The organism is Roseovarius sp. S88 (assembly GCF_037023735.1).
In the GTDB taxonomy this organism is placed as follows: domain Bacteria; phylum Pseudomonadota; class Alphaproteobacteria; order Rhodobacterales; family Rhodobacteraceae; genus Roseovarius; species Roseovarius phycicola.
In genome coordinates, this window is record NZ_CP146069.1 from 1,950,353 (window position 1) to 1,971,565 (window position 21,213).

Below are 21,213 nucleotides of genomic sequence, written 5' to 3' on the forward strand. Positions count from 1 at the left end.
GTGATCCGGCCAATCCAAAAAATTAAATTGTTCGTCGCATTGGATGCGGCGAATTTTCCTTGTCTGGCGTTTTGACAAGCCCATTCAGAATGGTTACTGACAAGTCATACTGGGATGTCTGATTGGGTTTGCCGATGGCTAATTTTCTCAGAGCGGGGGCAGGGCGTCTTTTACAAGACGGCATTGCGTTGAAAACAATCCGCTCGTTTACCGCTTTTGTCTTGTTGTTTTTGACGATTTTGGCCGTTGAACCGGCCCATGCGCAAAGCTTTCGCTTTTCGTCGGTGACTGTCGAAGGCAATCAGCGGATTGAAGCGGGCACAATTGCATCCCAAGCCGGTATTGAAGCGGGGCAGACACTCTCTGCCGGCGAGTTAAATGCAGCGGCTCAACGCGTCCGTGCCAGTGGGCTTTTTGAAACCGTTGAGGTTGAGCCGCGAGGCAACACGCTTGTTATTCGCGTGGTGGAATTTCCAACGATCAACGCGGTGGCCATCGAAGGCAACAAACGTTTGAAGGACGATGACCTGTTGGGCTTCATTGAAACTGAGCCACGTCAGGTGTTCAGCCCGACCCGCGTGGAACGGGATGTCGTGATTCTCACCGAAGCCTATGAGCAAAGCGGCCGGGTTGCCGCGCGGATCTCGCCCAAGATTATCCGCCGCAGTGACAACCGTGTGGATGTCATTTTTGAAGTGTTCGAAGGGCGACCCATCGAAGTAAAACGCATCGGCTTTGTCGGCAACAAGGCGTATTCTGACCGCCGCTTGCGCCGCGTCATCGACAGCAAGCAAGCTGGTCTTTTGCGAGCGATCATCGCGCGCGACACTTTCGTTGCCGACCGGTTAGAATTCGACAAGCAAGTGCTGAGCGATTTCTATCTGTCGCGCGGCTATGTGGATTTCCGGGTCACCGGCACAAATGCCGAGCTTGCGCGTGAGCGTGATGGGTATTTCGTTACCTTCAACATTCAAGAAGGCCAGCAATTCCGCTTTGGTGAAATCACCACGGTCAGTGAAATGAACGGGGTGGATGCCGAAGATTACCAAAGCGTGCTCAAGATCAAGCCTGGCGTGGTATACTCGCCCACTTTGGTCGAGAACTCCATCGCGCGGATGGAGCGTCAGGCTATTCGCAATGGCGTTGATTTCATGCGGGTTGATCCGCGCATCACGCGCAATGACCGTGAGTTGACGCTCGATGTCGAATTTGTGCTGGTGCGGGGGCCGCGCGTATTTGTCGAGCGCATTGATATTGAGGGCAACACAACCACGCTTGACCGTGTTATTCGCCGTCAATTCGACACCGTCGAGGGCGATCCCTTTAATCCGCGCGAAATTCGTCAGGCTGCTCAGCGCATCCGCGCGTTGAGATATTTCTCAACGGCGGATGTCAATGCGCGCGAAGGGTCCAGTCCGGATCAGGTTGTTGTCGACGTGGATGTCGAAGAAACGACAACTGGCTCTCTGTCCTTTGGCGCAAATTTCTCCTCGGACGCAGGCTTTGGCGTATCGGTCGGCTTTTCAGAGCGAAATTTCCTCGGCCGTGGCCAGCGTGTTTCAGCGAACGTGATTGTAAATGCTGAAACGGCCAATTACAGCCTGTCCTTCGCAGAGCCTGCATTCCTTGGCCGTGATGTGGAATTCAGTGTCCGCACCTCGCTTTTGGAGACGTCTCGGAACAATAGTTTATTTGACACGATCACCGGAGATTTCCGCCCTGCCATTGGGTTTCCTCTGGGCGAAAGCAGCCGGCTGAATTTGTTTTACAATCTTGGTTATTCGGAAATGACGGACTATCCGGCGACTGGTCTGTCGCCGATCCTTGCGGCGGAGTCGGCGCAGGGCGGGGAAATCGCAAGCTCAATTGGATTTGTCTACTCCTACGACACGCGTCGCACAGGTCTTAACCCCAATGCAGGAGTTTTGCTGGAATTCGGTACGGAATTTGCCGGGCTTGGTGGAGATCAGGAGTTTATCCGTCCTAGCGTTCGAGTGATTGGACAAACGCGCGTTTTCAATGAGGAAATTACGCTTCGAGCAACACTGGAAGCGGGTGCTCTAGAATTTCTCAGCGGGAACACCCGCGCGGTTGATCGGTATACCCAGCAAGTGATCCGCGGCTTTGATGCCAATGGTTTGGGGCCGGTGCAAAATGGAGAGCATTTGGGCGGAAACTATTTCGCCGCCGCAAAGTTTGACGCGGAATTCCCGATCGGTTTGCCAGATGAATTTGGCATCAGCGGCGGCGTGTTTTATGACGTTGGCTCAATCTGGGGCCTGGACACGACTGGACCGGGTGTTGCATCCGAGGACTTTACACTACGCCACGTTGTCGGCTTCTCGCTGTTCTGGGACTCTCCCTTCGGACCTTTGCGTTTGAATTTCTCGCGTGCGCTCGAAAGCGAGCCGGGCGATGTTGAGCGTAATTTTGACATTACGGTTCGCACGGATTTCTAACATGACAAAAATCAGGACCATCCTGTCCATCGCTTTGATCGCGGGGGGCAGTTTGGTTTTTGGCCCCATCGCCGCCTCATCTCAGGATGTGGGTGTGGTGCAAAGCCAGGTGCTTGTGATCGACCCGGAGCGTTTGTTCAACCAGACACGGTTGGGTCAGAGCTATCTGGCGCTGATTCAAGTGGAACGGGATGCTCTGATCGCGCGCAATCGTCAGATCGAGGCGGAATTAGAGGCCGAGGAAAAGGCTCTGACGGAGAAGCGAGAAGAGACAAGCCCCGAGGAGTTTCGCGAGATGGCGGATGCCTTTGATACGCGGGTGCAGGATATTCGCCGCGACAGCGAACGCCGGGTGCGTGATCTGGAACGTAACCGTGAACGCGCACCGGTGGAGTTCATGCGCCAGGTCGAACCGGTTCTGGTTGACATCATGCGCGCCGCCGGGGGCGTTGTTGTCGTGGATGCGCGCAACGTGCTTTTGCGCGCTGATGTGATTGACATCACCGACGTGGCCATCGCACGCATTGACAATGTGCTGGCTCCTGGCGTTCCGGAAACCGGAACCGACGCGCCGGATGGCGAAGCGCAAGGCGGCACGGAATGAGGCGTGTGCTTGCCCCGGATCAGGCGAATTGCTAAGTCGACGTAGCCTGATGCAAGGCAGGTAAAATCTTGGCGGAAGGCGCCGGAAAGGATCGGCCATGACAGACACGCTGCAGACGGCAGATATCGAACGGATCAAAAGGCTGATCCCGCATCGGTACCCATTCCTTTTGGTGGACAAGGTTGTTGACATTGATGGCTATCAAACCGCGCGTGGGATCAAGAATGTCACGATGAATGAGCCTCATTTTCAGGGGCATTTTCCGGCCAAGCCGATCATGCCCGGAGTGACGATTGTCGAGGCCATGGCGCAGACAGCGGCCGTCATGGTCGGGGCCGCACTTGGCATGGAGGACCGCAATCTGTTGGTCTATTTCATGGCGATCGACTCGTGCAAGTTCCGCCGTATGGTGGTGCCTGGTGATGTGCTTGAGATGAAGCTTGAGACCTTGCGTGGCAAGCCCGGCGGCAAGGTCTGGAAATTCCGCGGCGTGGCGAAGGTCGGCGATGAACTGGCCGCCGAAGCAGAATTCGCAGCGATGATGGATTTGCCGAAGGAGTAAGCGCGATGAGCCGAGCTTCGGAGACGAAAATTCACCCCAGTTCGGTGATTGAAGAAGGCGCGCAGATTGGCCAAGGCGTCGAGGTTGGGCCGTTTTGCCATATTGGTGCAAACGTAAGCCTGGCTGACGGCGTTCAATTGAAAAGCCATGTTGTGGTGTCGGGCAAGACACGCATCGGTGAAGATACCGTGGTTTTCCCTTTCGCTTGCATTGGGGAAATCCCGCAGGATTTGAAATTCAAAGGCGAAGAAACCGAGCTTGAGATCGGTGCGCGTAACCGCATCCGCGAACATGTGACGATGAACACCGGCACCGAAGGGGGCGGTGGCGTGACACGTGTCGGCGATGACGGGCTTTTCATGGCGGGCTGTCATGTGGCCCATGATGCGCAGGTTGGCGACCGGGTCATCATCGTGAACAACGCCGCTTTGGCGGGGCATTGTGTGATCGAAGACGACGTGATCATTGGAGGATTGTCCGGGGTGCATCAATGGGTGCGCATCGGGCAAGGCGCTATCATTGGCGCTGTCACAATGGTGACCAATGACGTGATCCCCTACGGCCTTGTACAAGCGCCACGCGGCCAGCTGGATGGGCTCAATCTTGTGGGCCTCAAACGGCGCGGCGTCGCACGATCTGACATCACAGCCCTGCGGGCCGCCATTCAGATGCTGGCGCAAGGCGAAGGGACCTTTCAGGACCGCGCACGGCGGTTGGGTGAAGAAACAGAGAGCGACTATGTCCGGCAAATCGTGGATTTTGTGACAGCGGCCAGCGACCGGTCCTTCCTGACCCCCGGCGCGAGCTAAGCCGCCATGACCCTTGCGCTCATAGCCGGGCAGGGCGGGTTGCCGCCCTTTTTGACCAAGGCGATGCTGGCGCGGGGCGAGGTGCCGACGATTTGCGAGGTCGAGCAGTTTCCCTCGGACGTCAAAGGCGATCTGCCGCGCATTGGCTTCCGGCTTGAGACTTTGGGGACGTTCCTGCAGATTCTCAAAGAGACCGGCGTGACGCGGATCTGCATGGCCGGCTCGATGCAGCGTCCGCCGATTGATCCTGCGTTGATAGATGCAGCCACAATGCCGTTTGTTCCGCGCGTTCAGACGGCATTGGCCAAGGGCGATGACGGCACGCTGCGCGTCTTTATCGAGATATTCGAAGAGGCCGGGTTTGTCGTCGTTGGCGCGGCTGAGCTGGTGCCGGACATCTTGCCCCGTCCGGGCGTTACAATTGGCACCCTGCCGGATGATCTTGCCAAAGACATCAGCGCGGCGGAAGCGGCGTTGACCGAGATGGGTGCAGCGGATCAGGGACAGGCTGTTGTGGTCAAGAACGGACAGGTTCTATCCCGCGAAGATCAACGCGGCACCGACGCGATGCTGGATGATCTGGCTCTGGATTATGATCGGCCCTGGATTGCGGATGATCCCTTTGAACTTGCCGCTGACATGCTTGATAGCGTGGCGGATTGGCTCAGCGGTCCTGCTGCCGAGGCCAAGAGCGCTGACGGCACGGCAGAGGGTGGTCTGCTCTACAAGGCGCCGAAACCGGGACAGGAGCTGCGCGTGGATATGCCGCTGATTGGCCTGAACACGGCCATGCGCGCGGCTGAGCTGGGTCTGCGTGGGATTGTGATCGAGGCGGAGGGTGTCATGCTGCTCAATCCTGAAGGGGTCCGGCAGGTGCTTGAAGGGCAAGGCATGTTCCTCTGGGTGCGCCCCCCGGAGCTGCGGCATGAAGGTCTTTCTCATCGCGGGCGAGGCGTCTGGCGACAAGCTGGGCGCGGCGCTGATGGCGGGGCTGAAATCGTTGACAGAGGTCGAGTTCTCTGGCGTTGGCGGGCCCATGATGCAGGCCGAAGGCCTGAGTTCACTCTTCCCGATGGAAGAGTTGAGCGTCATGGGGCTCGTCGAAGTCCTGCCCAAATACTTCCACCTCAAACGCCGCATTCGCAAAACGGCAGAGGCGGCGTTGATGGCAGAGCCGGATGTGATCATTTCCATTGACAGCCCGGATTTCTGCCTGCGGGTGGCCAAGATCGTCAAGGACAACAGCAAGATACGCACTGTGCATTATGTTGCTCCGTCGGTCTGGGCCTGGCGACCTGGACGCGCCGAGAAGATGGCCAAGGTGATTGACCATGTGCTCGCGCTCTTGCCCTTTGAGCCGCCCTATATGGAGGCGACGGGCATGGCCTGTGATTTTGTCGGACATCCTGTGGTGAGTGAGCCACGCGCCAGTGAGGCAGATATTGCAGCATTCCGCGCAGAGCATGGGCTGACAGGTGCGCCGGTGCTGCTGGTTCTGCCCGGATCGCGGGGGGCGAGGTCAACCGCCTTGGACCCATCTTTGGTGCGGCGCTGCAACAGATCGCAAGTCAGAGACCTGATGTGCGGCTCGTTGTGCCCACAACAGCAGCCCGTGAGGCGCAGGTGCTCAAGCTTGTGGCAGAGTGGCCAGGCCAGCCGATCGTGGCGGCCCCGGAGGGAGATGTTGAGGCAGATGCCAACCGCAAACGCGCGGCATTTGCGGCGGCGGATTGGGCGTTGGCGGCGTCGGGCACCGTGTCGCTGGAGCTGGCTGCGGCGCGCACGCCGATGGTCATCGCCTATGACGTCAATCGCATCAGCCGCGAGATCATCAAGCGGATGCTGAAGATCGACACGTTGACGTTAGTCAACCTGGTGTCTGAAACCCGTGCCGTGCCCGAGTTCAACGGCGAGTTCTGCAAGCCTGAGCTGATTGCCAAGGGCGTTCTGGAGATGATGGACAGTCCTGGCGCACAGCTGGATGCGATGCAGGTGACAATGGAGCGCCTGGGCGAGGGGGTGAGGCCCCGGGGCTCAGAGCGGCGAAGGCTGTGATGGGTGGCTGTCTGCGTTGTTGATGCCGATGGTTCGAACGCTCGGTCTCTTGCGAGATAGAGGATATTGTGGCCTGCCTGCGCGATGTGCCGAAAGGTGGGTGCAGGGTAGACTTTGAGGCTGACAACTTGAGCCAGAATTTCTTTTTTAGGCTCCAAGGAGCCGGTTTTGATGTAGGGTGCATGGTGGCGCGTCAGGTGCATGCGGCGATGTCTGTAAAGCGCACCAAGACCGACAAGACGGACGCCCACCGGACGAGGTCTCGTGGATGACGCCGAGTTTGTCTGCCGCGACTGACTTGCCCGAGACAAAGCGGGGCGCTCCGCGTCAAATCCGACACATTCACGCAACGGTGCAAACGAACCTGACCAACAATGACTGCGAAGAGAGTCGTGACCCGGATAAGTGACAAAGATCCCTAAAGACGGAAACGCAGTGATGAAATAAGCTTGACCCAAACACCCGATTAGAGAAGCGGATTTTCCCGACAATGCCGGGTCTAAGGTTTTGTAGCAGCTGTTCAGATTTGGCCGATCGTCGCGTGTTGGATTAGTAAATTGGGTCTCAAGCAGCTTAAAGCGCGCGTGTGCGACTTACATTGTCAAAAAAAGTGGTGCAGATGCGTAGATTGTAATGCTTCTACTCGCGCTCGGTTCCGGTGGCGCGGGCAAACACGCCGACCAAGAACGCAGTTGTCAGTCCAAACATCAAGATGCCTGTCACCGAAGCCATCGCGCCAAAGATGCGATGATCAGGGCCAAGAGTGACATCCCCGTATCCCACGGTCGTATAGGTCACGAGTGCGAAATAGATAGAAGCCTCATATCCTGGCAAAGCGCCGACAATCCAGATGCCGGCTGCCCAGATATAGACCTGCAATGTATGCGAAAGTGCAAACGCGCCAAAGACGAGCGAAATAAGCCCGAGAGTCCCGCGTTGCCGGTCCGACGTTTGCATAGGTCTTTGCGATATTAGAAAAGACACAAGCCAAGAGGCAATCGCAATGTGCAGCAGCCCGCAAATGATCAAAAGCAGACTGCCCAGTGCAATCTGGACGAGCACGCTCATGCGGCGCGACTTGTTCTAAATAGCAAACGATAAACCGGTGGCACGAAGATGAGCGTAAGCGGCGATGCCACCAGCAAGCCGCCAATCATCAGCGTTGCCATTGGCTCAAAGAGCGCACCGCCTGCAAGCGCCATTGGAACAAGGCCCAAAACAGTTGTGATCGACGTGAGCAGGACCGGCCGCAATCGTTTCTTTGAGGCCTCCACGATGGCGTCATCAAGCGCCAGTGTCTCGCGTTCGATATCAATTTGATCGATCAACACAATGGCGTTGTTGATGATGATGCCCATAAGCGAAATCAGACCCAGAATGGCAAAGAATGAGAGGGGCTGCGCGGTGATGCCCAAAGCAAGTGGCGCACCAATAAGAATGAGCGGAATGGTCATGAACGTCAAAGCAACCCGACGCAGCGAATTGAACTGAAAAGTCAGAGCAAGGATCATCACCACCAGAGCGTAAGGCATCCCGGCGGCCAGATCGGCATTTGCCTCGGCAGAATCCGCACTCTCACCTCCAAGTTCAATTTTGTAGCCCGGTCCAAGATCGATCTCGTCCAATGTCGGCTGGATGATCGCTTCAATCTGAGCAGCCGAAGCGGTTGCGCTTTTGGCGCTTATGATAATCTTTCGTTCCTGGTTCTGACGGCGCATTTGCGATAGCTCCAGTCGCGGGGCAAAGCGCGCAACCTGGTCCAGAGAAATCAGTCCGCGCTCAGTGGGGATTGAAAGGTTCTCCAGGTCCTCGAGGCTGTCGCGAAAGCTGCGCTCGGCGCGCACGACAATTGGGATCTGATCTTCGCCGTCGCGTAGAACCGAAACCGAAGTTCCGGAGAAATATGCCTCCATCACGTTCGAAATGTCCTTGGACGTCACACCGAGTTCGCGGGCCTTTTCCTGCAGGATATCGATGCCGACGGTTATGGTTTTGTTTCCCCAGTCATTTTGGTTCAGAATAAGACCGGGGACCGCGTCAAAGCCTGCTTCAATCCTTTTGGCTGTATTCAGCAGGACATCGCCATCCGGGCCAGAAACCTCGACTTCGACAATCCCGCTTTCGCTGCCGCCCATGGACAGCCGCGTAACCCGTGCCCGCACAGTGGGAAAATACTCAAGGAGATGCTGGCGCGCCCTGTCCGCAGCGGTGACCGCGCCTTCGAAATCGTAGGTGTTGACGACAAGAAATGCGCTGGCCGGATTGGTGTCGGCGGGCGCAAGCGCGAGGTAGAAGCGCGGGCCGCCATGCCCCACAAAAAGAGTGGTGTTGGCGACTTCTGGATTGATCTCGGGATCACGCAGCCAAGCTTCTATTGCCAGCGCTTCGTTCTGCGTGGCGGTTATCGAACTGCCTTTCTGTAGATCGATATAGATCAAGAATTCGGCTCGTTCGGACAATGGAAACATTTCGGATTTCAAATTTCCAAACTGAGAAACGCCAAGCCACACCAACCCATAGCTGAGGGCTATGATCGGCAGGCTTAGAGGTAGAAGTTTCCGGACCAACACGCCATATGCCAAGACCAGTTTGCCTTCTTTCGTCTCCTGTGCAGGCTTGGGCCGTAACAGCGAGGCGGCAACATATGGCAAGATGTAATGTGCTGTCAGCCAGGAGCCTACGAGCATAAGCGCCACCACGGCACCAAGCGAAAAGGCGAACTCTCCTGATGTGCCTTCCAAAACCATCATGGGCGCAAAAGCGGAAACCGTGGTAATTGAAGCCACGGCAAGCGGGATAAAGAATTGACCGCCTGCAGAAATTGCCGCCTCTTGCGGTGTCGCCCCGTCTTTGATGCGCGTGTCGATGTCCTCTACGACTACCAGTCCATTATCGACCAGCAAACCCAAAGAGATGATGACGGCGGCAATGGAGATTTGTTCAAGGTCAATACCCCATTGCGTCATGCCCAAAAGAGCGAATGTCACGGTAAATGGGACGATACTTGCAATGATGAAAGCAGGCCGCAGACCAAGAAACACAAGCATTACAAGCAGGACGACAACAAAGGTTTGTGCGACATTTGACAGCGCAGAATTGACTGACTGTGTGACATTGGTCTCTTGAAAGGTGGAGATATTGAAGCTGATCCCAATCGGCTGGACCATTTCCAATCGAGCCACTTCCTTCAGAAGAATCTTGCCCAGCTTTTGGATGTCTCTGTCATCGGCCATTTCAACGCTGACCAGCACGGCGGGCGCGCCGTTAAAGTAGACTGGTTGTTTGGGCGGATCGACATATCCGCGGCGGGGTGACAGCAAGTCTTTTAGCGTCACGATCTCTCCACTCGAGAGTTGAGTGAGGACAACGCCTATGTCTTCAATCGTGTCGAGATTTCCATTCGCCTCCAGCAGAATCGTGGTGCCATCTGCATCGATCTGCCCAGCGGGCAGGATAACGTTCTGGTCGCGTAAATCCTGAACAAGTTGTGGGATTTGCACGCCTACGGCAGCCAGTCGGCGGGCATCAATCTCAAGCCATATCCGTTCATCTTGCTCACCCGAGAGCGTGACTTTAGTGACACCATCAATCGCGTAAAGGCCGGTCTGCAACTCTTCTGCGGCCTGCGCGATCTCAGCCATGTCGAACCCATCGCCAGTGACCGCAATGGTCGCAATTGCCACATCGCCGTAATTTGTATTCACGAAAGGGCCCTGCGTGCCGTCGGGCAGCTCGTTTTCGGTTTGCTCAATTCTTGTTCGAATATCTGTGAATATCTGGTCGAGATCATCAACTGGCACCCAGTCGGCGACATTGATGTTCAGCTGCGCGGACCCTGTGGTGATGAGCGTGTTGATTTCATCAACCTCTCCAATCTCCCGCGCCGCCCGTTCGAGAGGAATGGCGATCAGGTCCTCAATCCGCTCCGGGTCCATACCGGCAAAACTGGCTGAGACAACGGCAGTACGAACCGTGATGGCCGGGTTTTCTCTTTTCGGCAAGTTGATGTAGGCAAAGGCACCAACCAACAAAAGACCAACCATCGCCAGCAGCGTCAGGCGGGATTTCTCAATGCCGAAGCGCGTAAGTGCTTCCATAGTTTTATTCCGCGCCTGTCAGAAGACGAACTTCCTGGCCATCCTTCAAAAACGACACACCCGCCGAGGCAACCTGATCGCCTTCTCGCAAACCCTCGGTTACGACAATCATGTTCTCACGCAGCCCACCGACCGTGACATCCCGACGTTCAACACGCGAAGTGTCTGGATTGAAGACAAAGATGCTCATGACTGATTGAGAATTCTCCTCGCCCTCGGCTTGCCCATCGCGAATGATGGCTGACAGAGGAACCGCGAAACCTTCATCTTGCGCGTTGGGAAGATCAATTGAAGCTTCGACCGCCATGCCGGCCTTGATAGACGGGTGGGTTTCCTTCAGCGTAAGTACGACAGGGAAGCTCGAAACAGAATCTGCGCGTGCGCCAATTTCGGAGACAACCGCGTCCAGCACCACATCGGGCTGATCGGCCAGACGAATACGTGCTTTTGTTCCTATCACCAGCTGACCGACTGTGTCGAAGCTGACCAGAAACCGTACCTCATAGCTGTCGCTGGGATAGACCGTGACCACGGGCGCGCCGGGGCTGATGGTCGTGAAGGAAGTAGCATCAACCGTATTGATGATGCCGTCAAAAGGTGCCAGCAAATCTGCCTTACCGAGGTTTTCCTCAGCAGTCTCAAGGGATTTCTCGGCCTGTACAAGCTGTGCCGCAGTGTTATCGGCCTGCACTTTCGCGTCATCGACCGCGACCTTTGTAGCCGTGCCTCTTTCAAAGAGCGTCTGTTGGCGTTCCAGCGTTTCGGCAGCGTTCTGAGCCGCAGAGCGAGCTTGGTCGACGGATGCAGAGGCCGACTCCACCTGAATTTCGAGGCTCGTTTGGTCGAGGGACACCAAAACCTCACCTTCTGCCACACGCTGTCCAACCGAGAGTACAACGGCACCCAGAAGCCCAGAGATCTCGAACGAAAGGGGTGCGATTTCAGCAGGCTCTAGTACAGCCGGAAAGCGCCGAGTTTCGAAATTCGGCTCCAATTCCACGAGATGAGTTTTGAGACCTCTGATCGGAGTTTCCGCCGTTTCTTCTTCCTCACGGCAAGCGGCTAGAGAAAGGATCGTCAAAACAACTATGATGGGACGAACCATGTTGTGGACCTCAAGTTTAGAATGGCATTGCGGTGTCTTGATCGCATGACAAGATGATCCCACCGCGTCACTTATCATCGCTATTAATTTCGCCGGTGACAACCTACGAAAGCCTATGGGAGTCGTGTGGACATGATACGAAATTGCATTTGGTTTTTTTGTCAACCGATAGCCTCTATGGGCGCAGCCCCAACGAGTCAGCACTGGGCGGAGTGAATTGACGCATGTGTTGGTCGACCCGTTGCCCCGCCGCCCAAACCAGCCTTTGGAAACCATATAACGGGTCTGATTTGACAGCTAATTTGTCGCTGAATTTGTTCAATAAAACCGCAACCGCTGTCCAAGCCCTCGTTCCTTCGAACGAGCCAACATCGCGTGCCCCAATGCGATGTCCGACAAAGCCAGCCCCCGGTGCCAGAAGAGGATTGTCTCCTCCGCACTCTCGCGGCCCGGCTTTACGCCCGCCACGATTTGGCCCAGCTCGGCATGCAGGGTCTCAGCGGTGAGCTTGCCCTGATCCACATGCTCGCGGAGCGCGCCGAAGATGCCATGCGCCTGACCCCAGTCATCCATCACCACTTTGTCCATGATGTCGGTCAGGTTCAGTTCCACAGCAGACATGGTGCCATAGGGGATCACAAGCGCGCCGGGCTTGATCCATGGGGTCTTTAAGAGCGGCGTCGGCTCGGAAAGGCGTGAGGCCTCGACCATGACATCGGCACCGTCAAGACAACTTTGCCAGTCGTCTGTTACGATAATCTCGCGCCCCAAATCCCGGCGCAGGGTTTCGGCGAACGCCTCACGGCTTTCTTTTCGCCTTGAATGCACGCGCACCTCGTCAAAGTCAAAGAGATGACAGAGAAGCCGCACATTCCAATAAGCCGTACCGCGCGCGCCGATATGACCCAGCACCTTGGGCTTGTCCGGTCCAAGGTACTTCGCCCCAAGAGCTGTCATTGCGCCAGTACGCATCTCGGTGATGCCGGTGGCATCAATTAGCGCCTTGGGCGAACCGGTGCGCGGATCAAACAGCGTCAGCAGCCCATATTCCGATGGTCTGCCGTCTCGATAGTTGTCGACAAAATCACCCACGACCTTTGTGCCCGCGCTATCAACTTCGCCGCCAATCCAGCCGCGCAATACGTTAAAATGCCCCTCAACTCCGGCCTTGGGGCGAATATGCGTCCGCGGCTCAATCACGGTCTCACCCAAACCTTGCATACGCAACGCATCCTCGACAGCGCCCAGGATATCGGCATCGGCAAAGCCGAGCTGATCGATGTCGAAGCGGTTGAGATAGTCGATATAGACAGGGGGTGTATCGGCTGGCGCAGTCATGTGAGGCAGCTAAACAGCCCGTCACCGGGAAAACAAGCCTACCCTTTCCAGATCCACCCGCCACCCAGAATTCGTGTTCCTCTGGTTTCATAGAACACACAGGCCTGACCCGGAGAAATGCCTTCCTCGGGGTTCAGAAGCTCGACTTCGGCTGTGGTTGCCGACAAAGGCCGGATCACCGCCTCACGGGGTGGGCGAGTGGACCGGACCTTTACTGAGACATGCCACTCCGATTGGGTGTCAAAGCCCACATCGCCCAGCCAGTTGATCTCGCGTACCGGCACCTGTCGCGTGGCCAGCATCTCTTTTGGTCCAACAATCACCTGTTTGGCGTCAACATCGAGTTTGACCACGTACAGCGGCTCACTTAGCCCGCCGATGCCCAAACCGCGACGCTGGCCAATGGTGTAGTGAATGACGCCCTCATGCGTGCCCAGCACCCGGCCATCGGCATGCACGATCTCACCGGGATCGGCCGCGCCGGGGCGCAGCTTTTCGATAACCGAGGCGTAATCACCGTTGGGCACAAAGCAGATGTCCTGACTGTCGGGTTTGTCGGCTACGGGCAGGCCGTATTTGGCCGCCAATGCCCGGGTTTCGGCCTTGCTTTCCAGATGTCCCAAGGGAAAGCGCAGAAAAGCCAGCTGTTCCGGTGTGGTTGAGAACAGAAAATAGGACTGATCGCGCGCCGCATCGGCGGCACAATGCAACTCTGGTCCAAAATCTCCCAGCTTACGCTGAATATAGTGCCCGGTGGCCATGCAATCGGCCTCAAGATCCTTGGCCGTTTCCAGCAGATCCTTGAACTTCACGCGCTCGTTGCACCGAATACAGGGCACCGGCGTGGCCCCCGCCAGGTAACTGTCGGCAAACTCATCAATGACGGCATCCTTAAAGATGTTCTCATAGTCCAGCACATAGTGCGGAAACCCCATCTCTTCGGCCACACGCCGGGCGTCGTGAATGTCAACACCTGCGCAACAGGCGCCTTTTTTGGCCAGAGCCGCGCCATGATCATAAAGCTGCAGCGTCACGCCCACCACATCGTACCCTTCCTCGGCCAGCAGCGCGGCCACAACCGAGCTGTCCACGCCGCCCGACATGGCCACGACGACACGCGTCTCGGCTGGCGGCTTGGCAAAGCCAAGTGAATTCAAGGCAGGATCGAGGGGCATGAAATCTCTCCGGGGTCTCGCGGCGTTTATATAGGGGATTTCGAGGCAAAGTTAACCCTGTGGATGCGCCGACCAGGCGCGTTGGTGTTTAAGAAAATCTGAATCACTCAGTGGCGCTCATTTCAGGCCCTATTAAAGGCTTGCAGCCATGATGCCCCGGTAATCTAAGGGGTGAATTCCATGTATTTAAAAAAAGCAAACGGACCGCGAACAGTGACACTTCCGGGGGGCGATGTGTTGACGCTGGCCGATCTTCCGCCGGAAAATACGCAAAGATGGGTTATATCACGTAAACTTAAAGTTGTTAGTGCAGTTAGGTACGGCTTGATCAGTCAAGAAGATGCGATGACCAGGTATTCCCTGAGTGAGGAAGAATTAAGCGAATGGGAGCATGCAATTAGATGTGACAACCTAGACTCGCTCAAAGCCACTAGACACAATCGAAAAAACAACTTAAGGTAGTGTGCAACATTTGTTCCATTCAAGTAACCGACAGTTAACCAATTCTCGCCAAGCTGCGGCAAGCGATATTAAAGTGGAGACTGAAACATGCGCGTCCTTCTGGTAGAAGACGATCCAAATACCTCCAAAAGCATCGAGCTGATGCTGACGCACGCCAATCTCAACGTGTACACAACCGACCTTGGCGAAGAGGGGGTCGATCTTGCCAAACTGTATGATTACGATTTGATCCTGCTTGATCTTGGGCTGCCGGACATGAATGGGCATGATGTGTTACGCCAGCTGCGCCTGGCGCGCGTGGATACGCCGATTCTGATTCTGTCGGGGGCGGATGACACCGAGAACAAGATTAAGGGTTTCGGGTTTGGCGCAGATGACTATCTAACGAAACCGTTCCACCGTGAAGAACTCGTTGCACGCATACACGCCATCATTCGCCGCTCTAAGGGGCACTCACAATCCATTATCAAAACTGGCATGGTGAGCGTGAATCTCGACGCCAAAACCGTTGAGGCAGACGGCAAAACCGTGCATCTGACAGGCAAGGAATACCAGATGCTTGAGCTTTTGAGCCTGCGCAAGGGGACGACGCTGACCAAGGAAATGTTCCTCAACCACCTTTACGGCGGCATGGACGAGCCAGAGTTGAAGATCATCGATGTGTTCATCTGCAAGTTGCGCAAAAAGCTGGCCGAGGCCACGGACGGCGAAAACTACATCGAGACAGTTTGGGGGCGCGGCTATGTGCTGCGAGACCCCGAACCAAAGGAAGCGTCCGAACCTCGCGTGGCCGTCGGCGCCTAAGTGTCGCTGCCCAAAGCCTGAAAGGCTGGACCTCGGGCGCGTCGCGTCTTAACACTCTGAGCAATGGGCCGGGCCTCCGGCCTTTTGTCATTCGGAGGGGCGCATGGCGCAAAACGTTGCGGTGGATCAGCTCAACGACGCCGAGGCCAAGGCAGAGCTGACGCGTCTGGCCGATGAAATCGCCCGAGCCAATGCCGCCTATCATCGCGATGATGCGCCTGACATCTCGGACGCCGCATTTGACGCGCTCAAGGCGCGCAATCTGGCCATCGAAGAGCGTTTTCCCCATCTCAAACGCGCCGACAGCCCGAGCGAACAAGTCGGCGCAGCCCCGGCCGAAGGCTTCGCCAAGATCACCCATGCGGTGCGCATGCTCAGCCTCTCAAACGCCTTTGACGCAGAAGATATCGCTGATTTTGATGATCGTATCCGGCGCTATCTGGGGCTAGGCGCGAATGCACCGCTGGCTTACACCGCCGAGCCAAAGATCGACGGGCTGAGCCTGTCGCTGCGCTATGAGGAAGGGCGGCTGGTACAGGCGGCGACGCGCGGGGATGGCGCTGTGGGCGAAAACGTTACTGCCAATGCTCGCACAATCGCGGATATCCCCGAGGAGATCACCGGCGCGCCTGATATTCTTGAAGTGCGCGGCGAGGTTTATATGAGCCATGCCGATTTCGAGTCGCTCAATGTGCGGCAGGCAGAAGCGGGGAGCAAGACCTTCGCCAATCCACGCAACGCTGCGGCCGGGTCACTGCGGCAGTTGGATTCCAATATCACCAAAACCCGGCCTCTACGGTTCTTTGCCTATGCCTGGGGCGAGATTTCCGCGCCGCTGGCCGACACGCAAATGGGTGCGATTGAGAGGTTGGATCAGCTCGGCTTTACCACCAACCCGCTAACGCGGCTCTGCGATGGCACATCTGATATGCTCGCGCATTACGCCACTATCGAACAACAGCGCGCCGGCCTCGGCTATGACATTGACGGTGTGGTTTACAAGGTGAACGACCTTGACCTACAGCGCCGCCTTGGCTTTCGCTCCACCACACCCCGCTGGGCCACGGCGCATAAATTTCCCGCCGAACTGGCCTGGACCCGGCTAGAGGCCATCGACATTCAGGTGGGCCGCACCGGCGCGCTCTCTCCGGTGGCGCGGCTGCAGCCCGTCACGGTGGGCGGCGTGGTGGTCAGCAACGCCACCCTTCATAATGAGGACTACATCACGGGCCTCGACAGCAAGGGGCAGAGCATTCGGGACGGCAAGGATATCCGCGTAGGCGACTGGGTGCAGGTCTACCGCGCCGGTGACGTGATCCCGAAAGTGGCCGATGTGGACTTGGGCAAACGGCCCAAGGATGCCGCGCCCTACGAGTTTACGAAGGTTTGCCCCGAATGCGGCTCTGACGCGATCCGGGAAGAAGGGGACGCCGTGCGCCGTTGCACCGGCGGTCTCATTTGCCCGGCTCAAGCGGTGGAGAACCTTAAGCATTTCGTCAGCCGCGCCGCCTTTGACATCGAAGGGCTGGGAGCCAAGCAGGTGGAGATGTTCTATCGCGACGATCAGCTGCCCGTAAAAGAGCCTGCTGACATCTTCACTCTGGCTACACGCGATGCGTCCAACCTGTCGAAACTGGCCAATCGCGATGGCTGGGGCGCAAAGAGCGCCGAGAACTTGTTTCAGGCTATTGAAGACAAGCGCAGCATCCACTTTGGCCGTCTGCTCTTTGCTTTGGGCATCCGCCATGTCGGCGAACAGGCCAGCAACCTCATTGCGCGCACCTATGGCGCGTGGAGCGAGTTCACCGCCGCGATGGATGCCGCTGCGGGTCAGGACGGCCCGGAATGGGAGCGGCTCTTGGGGATTGATGGCGTCGGAGAGGTCATGGCGCGCAGTCTGGTCACGGCCTTTGCTCAGGGCGAAGAACGGGCCAGCATCGACCGGTTGACCGCGCATCTGGATGTTGAGATGGCGCAAGCGCCCAGCACGGGTAACAGCCCTGTGGCAGGCAAAACGGTTGTTTTCACCGGAACACTTGAAAAAATGACCCGCGCCGAGGCCAAGGCGCGCGCCGAGGCTCTGGGTGCCAAGGTGTCCGGTTCTGTGAGCGCTAAAACCGATCTTGTTGTGGCCGGTCCGGGCGCAGGCAGTAAAGCCAAAAAGGCCGAAAGCCTGGGCATTGAAATGATCGACGAAGACGGCTGGCTCGATCTGATCGGAGAGGCATGAGCACACGGCCCGAAATCCTGTTCCCGCTTTTTGCGGACCTCGAAACGCTGGAAGGTGTGGGACCGAAGATTGCGAAGACATTGGACGCGATGGATGTGCATGTGCCGCGCGACATGCTGCTGAACCTGCCGCATTCCGGGCTCAACCGACGTAAACGCGAGAGCGTGCAGGGCGCTAAATTGCCCGGCGTGGTGACCGTCGAAGTAACCGTAGGACGGCATCAAGCCCCCAGCCGCAAGGGTGGGCCATATCGCGTGCATGTGGAAGATGCGAAAGTGGCGTTCCAACTGGTTTTCTTTAATGCCCGCTCTGATTACCTGTCCCGTATTCTTCCGACGGGAGCACGCAGGGTGATTTCCGGGCGGGCCGAGCTTTTTGATGGCATGGCGCAGATTGTGCATCCGGATCACATTCTGCCCGTCGAAGAAGCGAATGACATTCCCGACTACGAGCCGGTTTACCCCTTGACCGCCGGGATAACGCAAAAGGTTATGACCAAGGCGACGCGTTCTGCGCTGGCACGCGCACCAGAGCTGCCGGAATGGATTGATGCGGCACAGAAGGCACGCGAAGGTTGGCCCGATTGGCACGCCGCGATTGAGGCTGCGCATAGCCCCACGTCAAACGCCGATTTGGCCCCGTCACATCCTGCCCGGGTGCGTCTAGCCTATGATGAGTTCATGGCGCATCAACTCACGCTCGCCTTGGCCCGAGCCAAAATGCGACGCGGCAAGGGCCGCGTGACCCAAGGCACCGGCGCGTTGCAAGCCGAGGTGCAGGCCGTGCTGCCCTACACCCCCACAGGCGCACAAAGCCGCGCCATTGCCGATATCGCGGCGGATATGGCGGCCCCGCAACGCATGAGCCGTTTGCTGCAGGGTGATGTAGGGTCGGGCAAGACGCTGGTGGCGCTCATGGCGCTTTTGATTGCGGTTGAAGGTGGCGGGCAGGGCGTGATGATGGCCCCCACAGAGATCCTCGCGCGTCAGCATCTGGCCGGGCTGCAGCCGCTGGCCGAAGCGGCAGGCGTGGTATTGGAAATCCTGACAGGCCGCGACAAGGGAGCCGAGCGGCGCGCCAAGCTGGAGGCGTTGAAACGCGGGGATATTCAGATCCTTGTGGGCACCCATGCGGTGTTTCAGAAAGACGTTGAATTTGCCGACCTGCGATTGGCGATTGTTGATGAACAACATCGCTTTGGCGTGCGCCAGCGGCTGGAACTGGGGCGCAAGGGCGCGGCGGCGGATGTGCTGGTGATGACGGCAACTCCCATCCCACGCAGTCTGGCACTGGCGCAATATGGTGACATGGATGTAAGCGTGCTGGATGAAAAACCGCCCGGACGCAAACCGGTAACCACCGCTCTTAGCAGCATGGCCCGGATGGATGAGGTGGTGGATCACCTGCGCAAAGCCATTGCCGAGGGGCGGCAAGCCTATTGGGTCTGTCCGCTGGTTGAGGAAAGCGAAACGCTTGATCTGTCGAGTGCCGAGGAACGGTTCAAATCCCTGCGCGCGGCTCTGGGGGAAGGAACCGTCGGATTGGTGCATGGGCAAATGCCCAATGACGACAAGGACGCCGCCATGGCCGCGTTTCAAAACGGCGCAACAAGCGTTCTGGTGTCCACAACGGTGATTGAAGTGGGCGTAGATGTGCCCAATGCGTCCATCATGGTGATTGAGCGCGCCGAGAGCTTTGGTCTGGCGCAGTTGCACCAGCTGCGGGGCAGGGTCGGGCGCGGGGCCGCGCAATCGACCTGCCTTTTGATGTATCAACCACCACTGAGCGAAAGCGGTCAGAAGCGGCTGGAGACGATGCGCGAGACCGAGGACGGATTTCGCATTTCCGAAGTAGATCTTGAGATGCGTGGCGTCGGCGACCTGATTGGCACGGCACAATCCGGGCTGCCACGGTTTCGCGTGGCGGATATGGAAACACAAACGGCTCTGATGGATGTGGCGCAATCTGATGCGCGCAAGTTGCTGGCCGATGATGAATCGTTGGAAAGCCCGCGAGGCAAGGCTGCGCGTACGCTTTTGTGGCTGATGGGACAGGATGAGGCCATCCGGCTCATCGGGGTCGGCTAAACGCGCCTGAAAATCAATTGGCACATTATGCTCTAAAAAGTTTCGTTTAGAAACAGAGCCTTGATGCCTTAAATGCCAATAAGTACACAAATGTTCTTAAAAAGTTCTTTACAACAACACCTCAAAATGAGAACAAATAAGCAACAAAAAGAACAAAACATCGAGAGTGACCGCCATGCTTAACCAGATCAAACTCGCTGCCAAAGAGTCTCGCGAAACACTGTTGGGGGATTTCATCGGCGCTGCCGCGCTGATGGTCACACTGGTGGGTGGTCTCTATCTGCCTGGTTTATTGTAAATCGTATCTGCCTGCGACCGTCCCGTGCCCGTCAAACGCCCGCGTCTCCTGTCCCCTTATCGACGCCTGCGTGATACTGCCTCGTTGCTCAGAGTTGCTTGCCTCTTCCACTGAGCCCGCACCGGACACCCGCATTCCTTCCGCCGCCGCTATCACAGCGCGCGGCGGTTTTTTTATGCGGAGGAAATTTTTTTGAAAAAATTTGCGCTTAACTGCACGCGGAGGCGCGGGCGTCTTGCATGGCCTCAACCGTCGCTTCTAAAGTCAACAGGATCGAGGCATGGCGGTTCTTGTAGTCCCGCGCAGGACGCAGAACCTCTAGCCCGTCAAAGGGGGCCGGTGGAGTGGGACCATCCGATTTCAGCATGGTTTTGAGCGCATCACGCGCCTCGATGACCTGATCCAGCGTGCAGCCAACAATCGCGCCACCCACAACACTTGCTGCGGCCTGACCCAAAGCGCAGGCTTTGACCTCGGCGGCATAGTCTTTGATCATGTTGCCATCTGTCGTCAGATCAACTGTCACGGTGGACCCGCAAAGCGGCGCCCGGCGTTTGACCGTCGCATCTGGCGCATCAAGCCGTCCGTGATGCGGAATATCCGCCGCCAGCTCAAGAATGCGCGTCGAATAGAGTTTGATCAGGTCGGTTTCGCCGCTCATGGCTTTCCCTTTTATGTTTCACCCCATAGATAAGGCCATCACACCGGCTTGCAAAAGGTTTTTCGCCATGGAGTTTGATCCCGCGACACTTCGTTACAACGATCAGGGTTTGATCCCGGCCATCGCGCAGGATGCGGAGACCGGCGATGTGCTCATGATGGCCTGGATGAATGCCGAGGCCGTGGCAAAAACGCTCGCTACGGGCCGTGTCACCTATTGGAGCCGGTCACGGCAGGCGTTTTGGATCAAGGGCGAAACGTCAGGACATGTGCAAGAGCTGGTAGAGTTCCGCGTGGATTGTGACCGCGATTGTGTTTTGGTGCGGATCAACCAAACCGGAGCGGCCTGCCACACTTACAGGCGCAGTTGTTTTTACACCTCTGTTCAGGATGGTGAGGAAGTGGAAATCATGGCGCCTTTGAACGCGTAGCGCCGCCTCCGGCGGGAGTATTTGGCGAACAGTGAAA

Annotated in this window: 16 protein-coding genes and 2 pseudogenes; 12 read left to right on the forward strand and 6 right to left on the reverse strand. The window is 57.1% G+C overall.

Annotated elements, in window-relative coordinates; genetic code table 11:
* The first annotated feature begins 134 nt into the window (after positions 1-134).
* The 6 genes and pseudogenes from bamA (at position 135) to lpxB (ending at position 6,512) form a co-directional block, all read left to right on the forward strand.
* Complete coding sequence (gene bamA / locus RZ517_RS09905; protein ID WP_338548043.1) at positions 135-2,459, forward strand: outer membrane protein assembly factor BamA; 2,325 nt, start codon at positions 135-137, stop codon at positions 2,457-2,459.
* Between the two features lies 1 nt (position 2,460).
* A complete protein-coding gene (locus tag RZ517_RS09910; RefSeq protein WP_338548045.1) occupies positions 2,461-3,063 on the forward strand; it encodes an OmpH family outer membrane protein in 603 nt (200 codons plus the stop codon).
* A gap of 97 nt (positions 3,064-3,160) precedes the next feature.
* Entirely contained in the window at positions 3,161-3,625 is a 465-nt protein-coding gene (gene fabZ, locus RZ517_RS09915; protein WP_338548046.1) for a 3-hydroxyacyl-ACP dehydratase FabZ, read from the forward strand.
* Positions 3,626-3,630: 5 nt separating this feature from the next.
* Positions 3,631-4,434 (forward strand): acyl-ACP--UDP-N-acetylglucosamine O-acyltransferase, encoded by an 804-nt coding sequence (gene lpxA / locus RZ517_RS09920; RefSeq protein ID WP_338548047.1) that lies wholly within the window; start codon positions 3,631-3,633, stop codon positions 4,432-4,434.
* Positions 4,435-4,497: 63 nt separating this feature from the next.
* Positions 4,498-5,277, forward strand: a pseudogene (gene lpxI / locus RZ517_RS09925) (UDP-2,3-diacylglucosamine diphosphatase LpxI domain-containing protein); the annotation flags it as partial.
* 82 nt (positions 5,278-5,359) lie between these two features.
* A pseudogene (lpxB, locus tag RZ517_RS09930) lies at positions 5,360-6,512 on the forward strand (lipid-A-disaccharide synthase).
* A gap of 616 nt (positions 6,513-7,128) precedes the next feature.
* Here lpxB and RZ517_RS09935 read toward each other — a convergent pair.
* The 5 genes from RZ517_RS09935 to mnmA all read right to left on the reverse strand — a co-directional run bounded on the left by RZ517_RS09935 (position 7,129) and on the right by mnmA (position 14,204).
* Positions 7,129-7,557, reverse strand: a complete 429-nt coding sequence (locus RZ517_RS09935; RefSeq protein ID WP_338548048.1) for an ion channel — start codon at positions 7,555-7,557, stop codon at positions 7,129-7,131.
* Positions 7,554-10,586 (reverse strand): efflux RND transporter permease subunit, encoded by a 3,033-nt coding sequence (locus RZ517_RS09940; RefSeq protein WP_338548049.1) that lies wholly within the window; start codon positions 10,584-10,586, stop codon positions 7,554-7,556. The genes RZ517_RS09935 and RZ517_RS09940 overlap by 4 nt, the downstream gene beginning before the upstream one ends.
* Positions 10,587-10,590: 4 nt before the next feature.
* Positions 10,591-11,691, reverse strand: coding sequence for an efflux RND transporter periplasmic adaptor subunit (locus RZ517_RS09945; RefSeq protein ID WP_338548050.1), 1,101 nt, complete (start codon positions 11,689-11,691; stop codon positions 10,591-10,593).
* A 318-nt stretch (positions 11,692-12,009) separates the two neighbouring features.
* The gene (locus tag RZ517_RS09950; RefSeq protein WP_338548051.1) at positions 12,010-13,029 is read right to left on the reverse strand and encodes an ornithine cyclodeaminase family protein; all 1,020 of its coding nucleotides are present in this window, start codon (positions 13,027-13,029) and stop codon (positions 12,010-12,012) included.
* Between the two features lie 38 nt (positions 13,030-13,067).
* A complete protein-coding gene (mnmA, locus tag RZ517_RS09955; protein ID WP_338548052.1) occupies positions 13,068-14,204 on the reverse strand; it encodes a tRNA 2-thiouridine(34) synthase MnmA in 1,137 nt (378 codons plus the stop codon).
* A gap of 180 nt (positions 14,205-14,384) precedes the next feature.
* On the opposite strand from mnmA, the gene RZ517_RS09960 reads away from it, so the two are divergent.
* The 5 genes from RZ517_RS09960 (at position 14,385) to RZ517_RS09980 (ending at position 20,085) form a co-directional block, all read left to right on the forward strand.
* Positions 14,385-14,666, forward strand: coding sequence for a DUF1153 domain-containing protein (locus tag RZ517_RS09960; RefSeq protein ID WP_338548053.1), 282 nt, complete (start codon positions 14,385-14,387; stop codon positions 14,664-14,666).
* Between the two features lie 87 nt (positions 14,667-14,753).
* Positions 14,754-15,470, forward strand: coding sequence for a response regulator transcription factor CtrA (gene ctrA / locus RZ517_RS09965; RefSeq protein ID WP_338548055.1), 717 nt, complete (start codon positions 14,754-14,756; stop codon positions 15,468-15,470).
* A 103-nt stretch (positions 15,471-15,573) separates the two neighbouring features.
* On the forward strand, positions 15,574-17,700 hold the full coding sequence (gene ligA / locus RZ517_RS09970) for an NAD-dependent DNA ligase LigA (RefSeq protein ID WP_338548056.1): 2,127 nt from the start codon (positions 15,574-15,576) through the stop codon (positions 17,698-17,700).
* Positions 17,697-19,787, forward strand: coding sequence for an ATP-dependent DNA helicase RecG (gene recG, locus RZ517_RS09975; protein ID WP_338548057.1), 2,091 nt, complete (start codon positions 17,697-17,699; stop codon positions 19,785-19,787). Before ligA ends, recG begins: the two co-directional genes overlap by 4 nt.
* A 175-nt stretch (positions 19,788-19,962) precedes the next feature.
* Positions 19,963-20,085: a hypothetical protein gene (locus RZ517_RS09980; RefSeq protein ID WP_317054638.1), complete on the forward strand. Its 123-nt coding sequence runs from the start codon at positions 19,963-19,965 to the stop codon at positions 20,083-20,085.
* 208 nt (positions 20,086-20,293) lie between these two features.
* On the opposite strand, the gene RZ517_RS09985 is transcribed toward RZ517_RS09980, so the two are convergent.
* A complete protein-coding gene (locus RZ517_RS09985) occupies positions 20,294-20,746 on the reverse strand; it encodes an iron-sulfur cluster assembly scaffold protein (protein WP_338548058.1) in 453 nt (150 codons plus the stop codon).
* A 67-nt stretch (positions 20,747-20,813) separates the two neighbouring features.
* Here RZ517_RS09985 and hisI point away from each other — a divergent pair, with 67 nt between their 5' ends.
* Positions 20,814-21,176, forward strand: coding sequence for a phosphoribosyl-AMP cyclohydrolase (hisI, locus tag RZ517_RS09990; RefSeq protein ID WP_338548059.1), 363 nt, complete (start codon positions 20,814-20,816; stop codon positions 21,174-21,176).
* Positions 21,177-21,213: the final 37 nt, after the last annotated feature.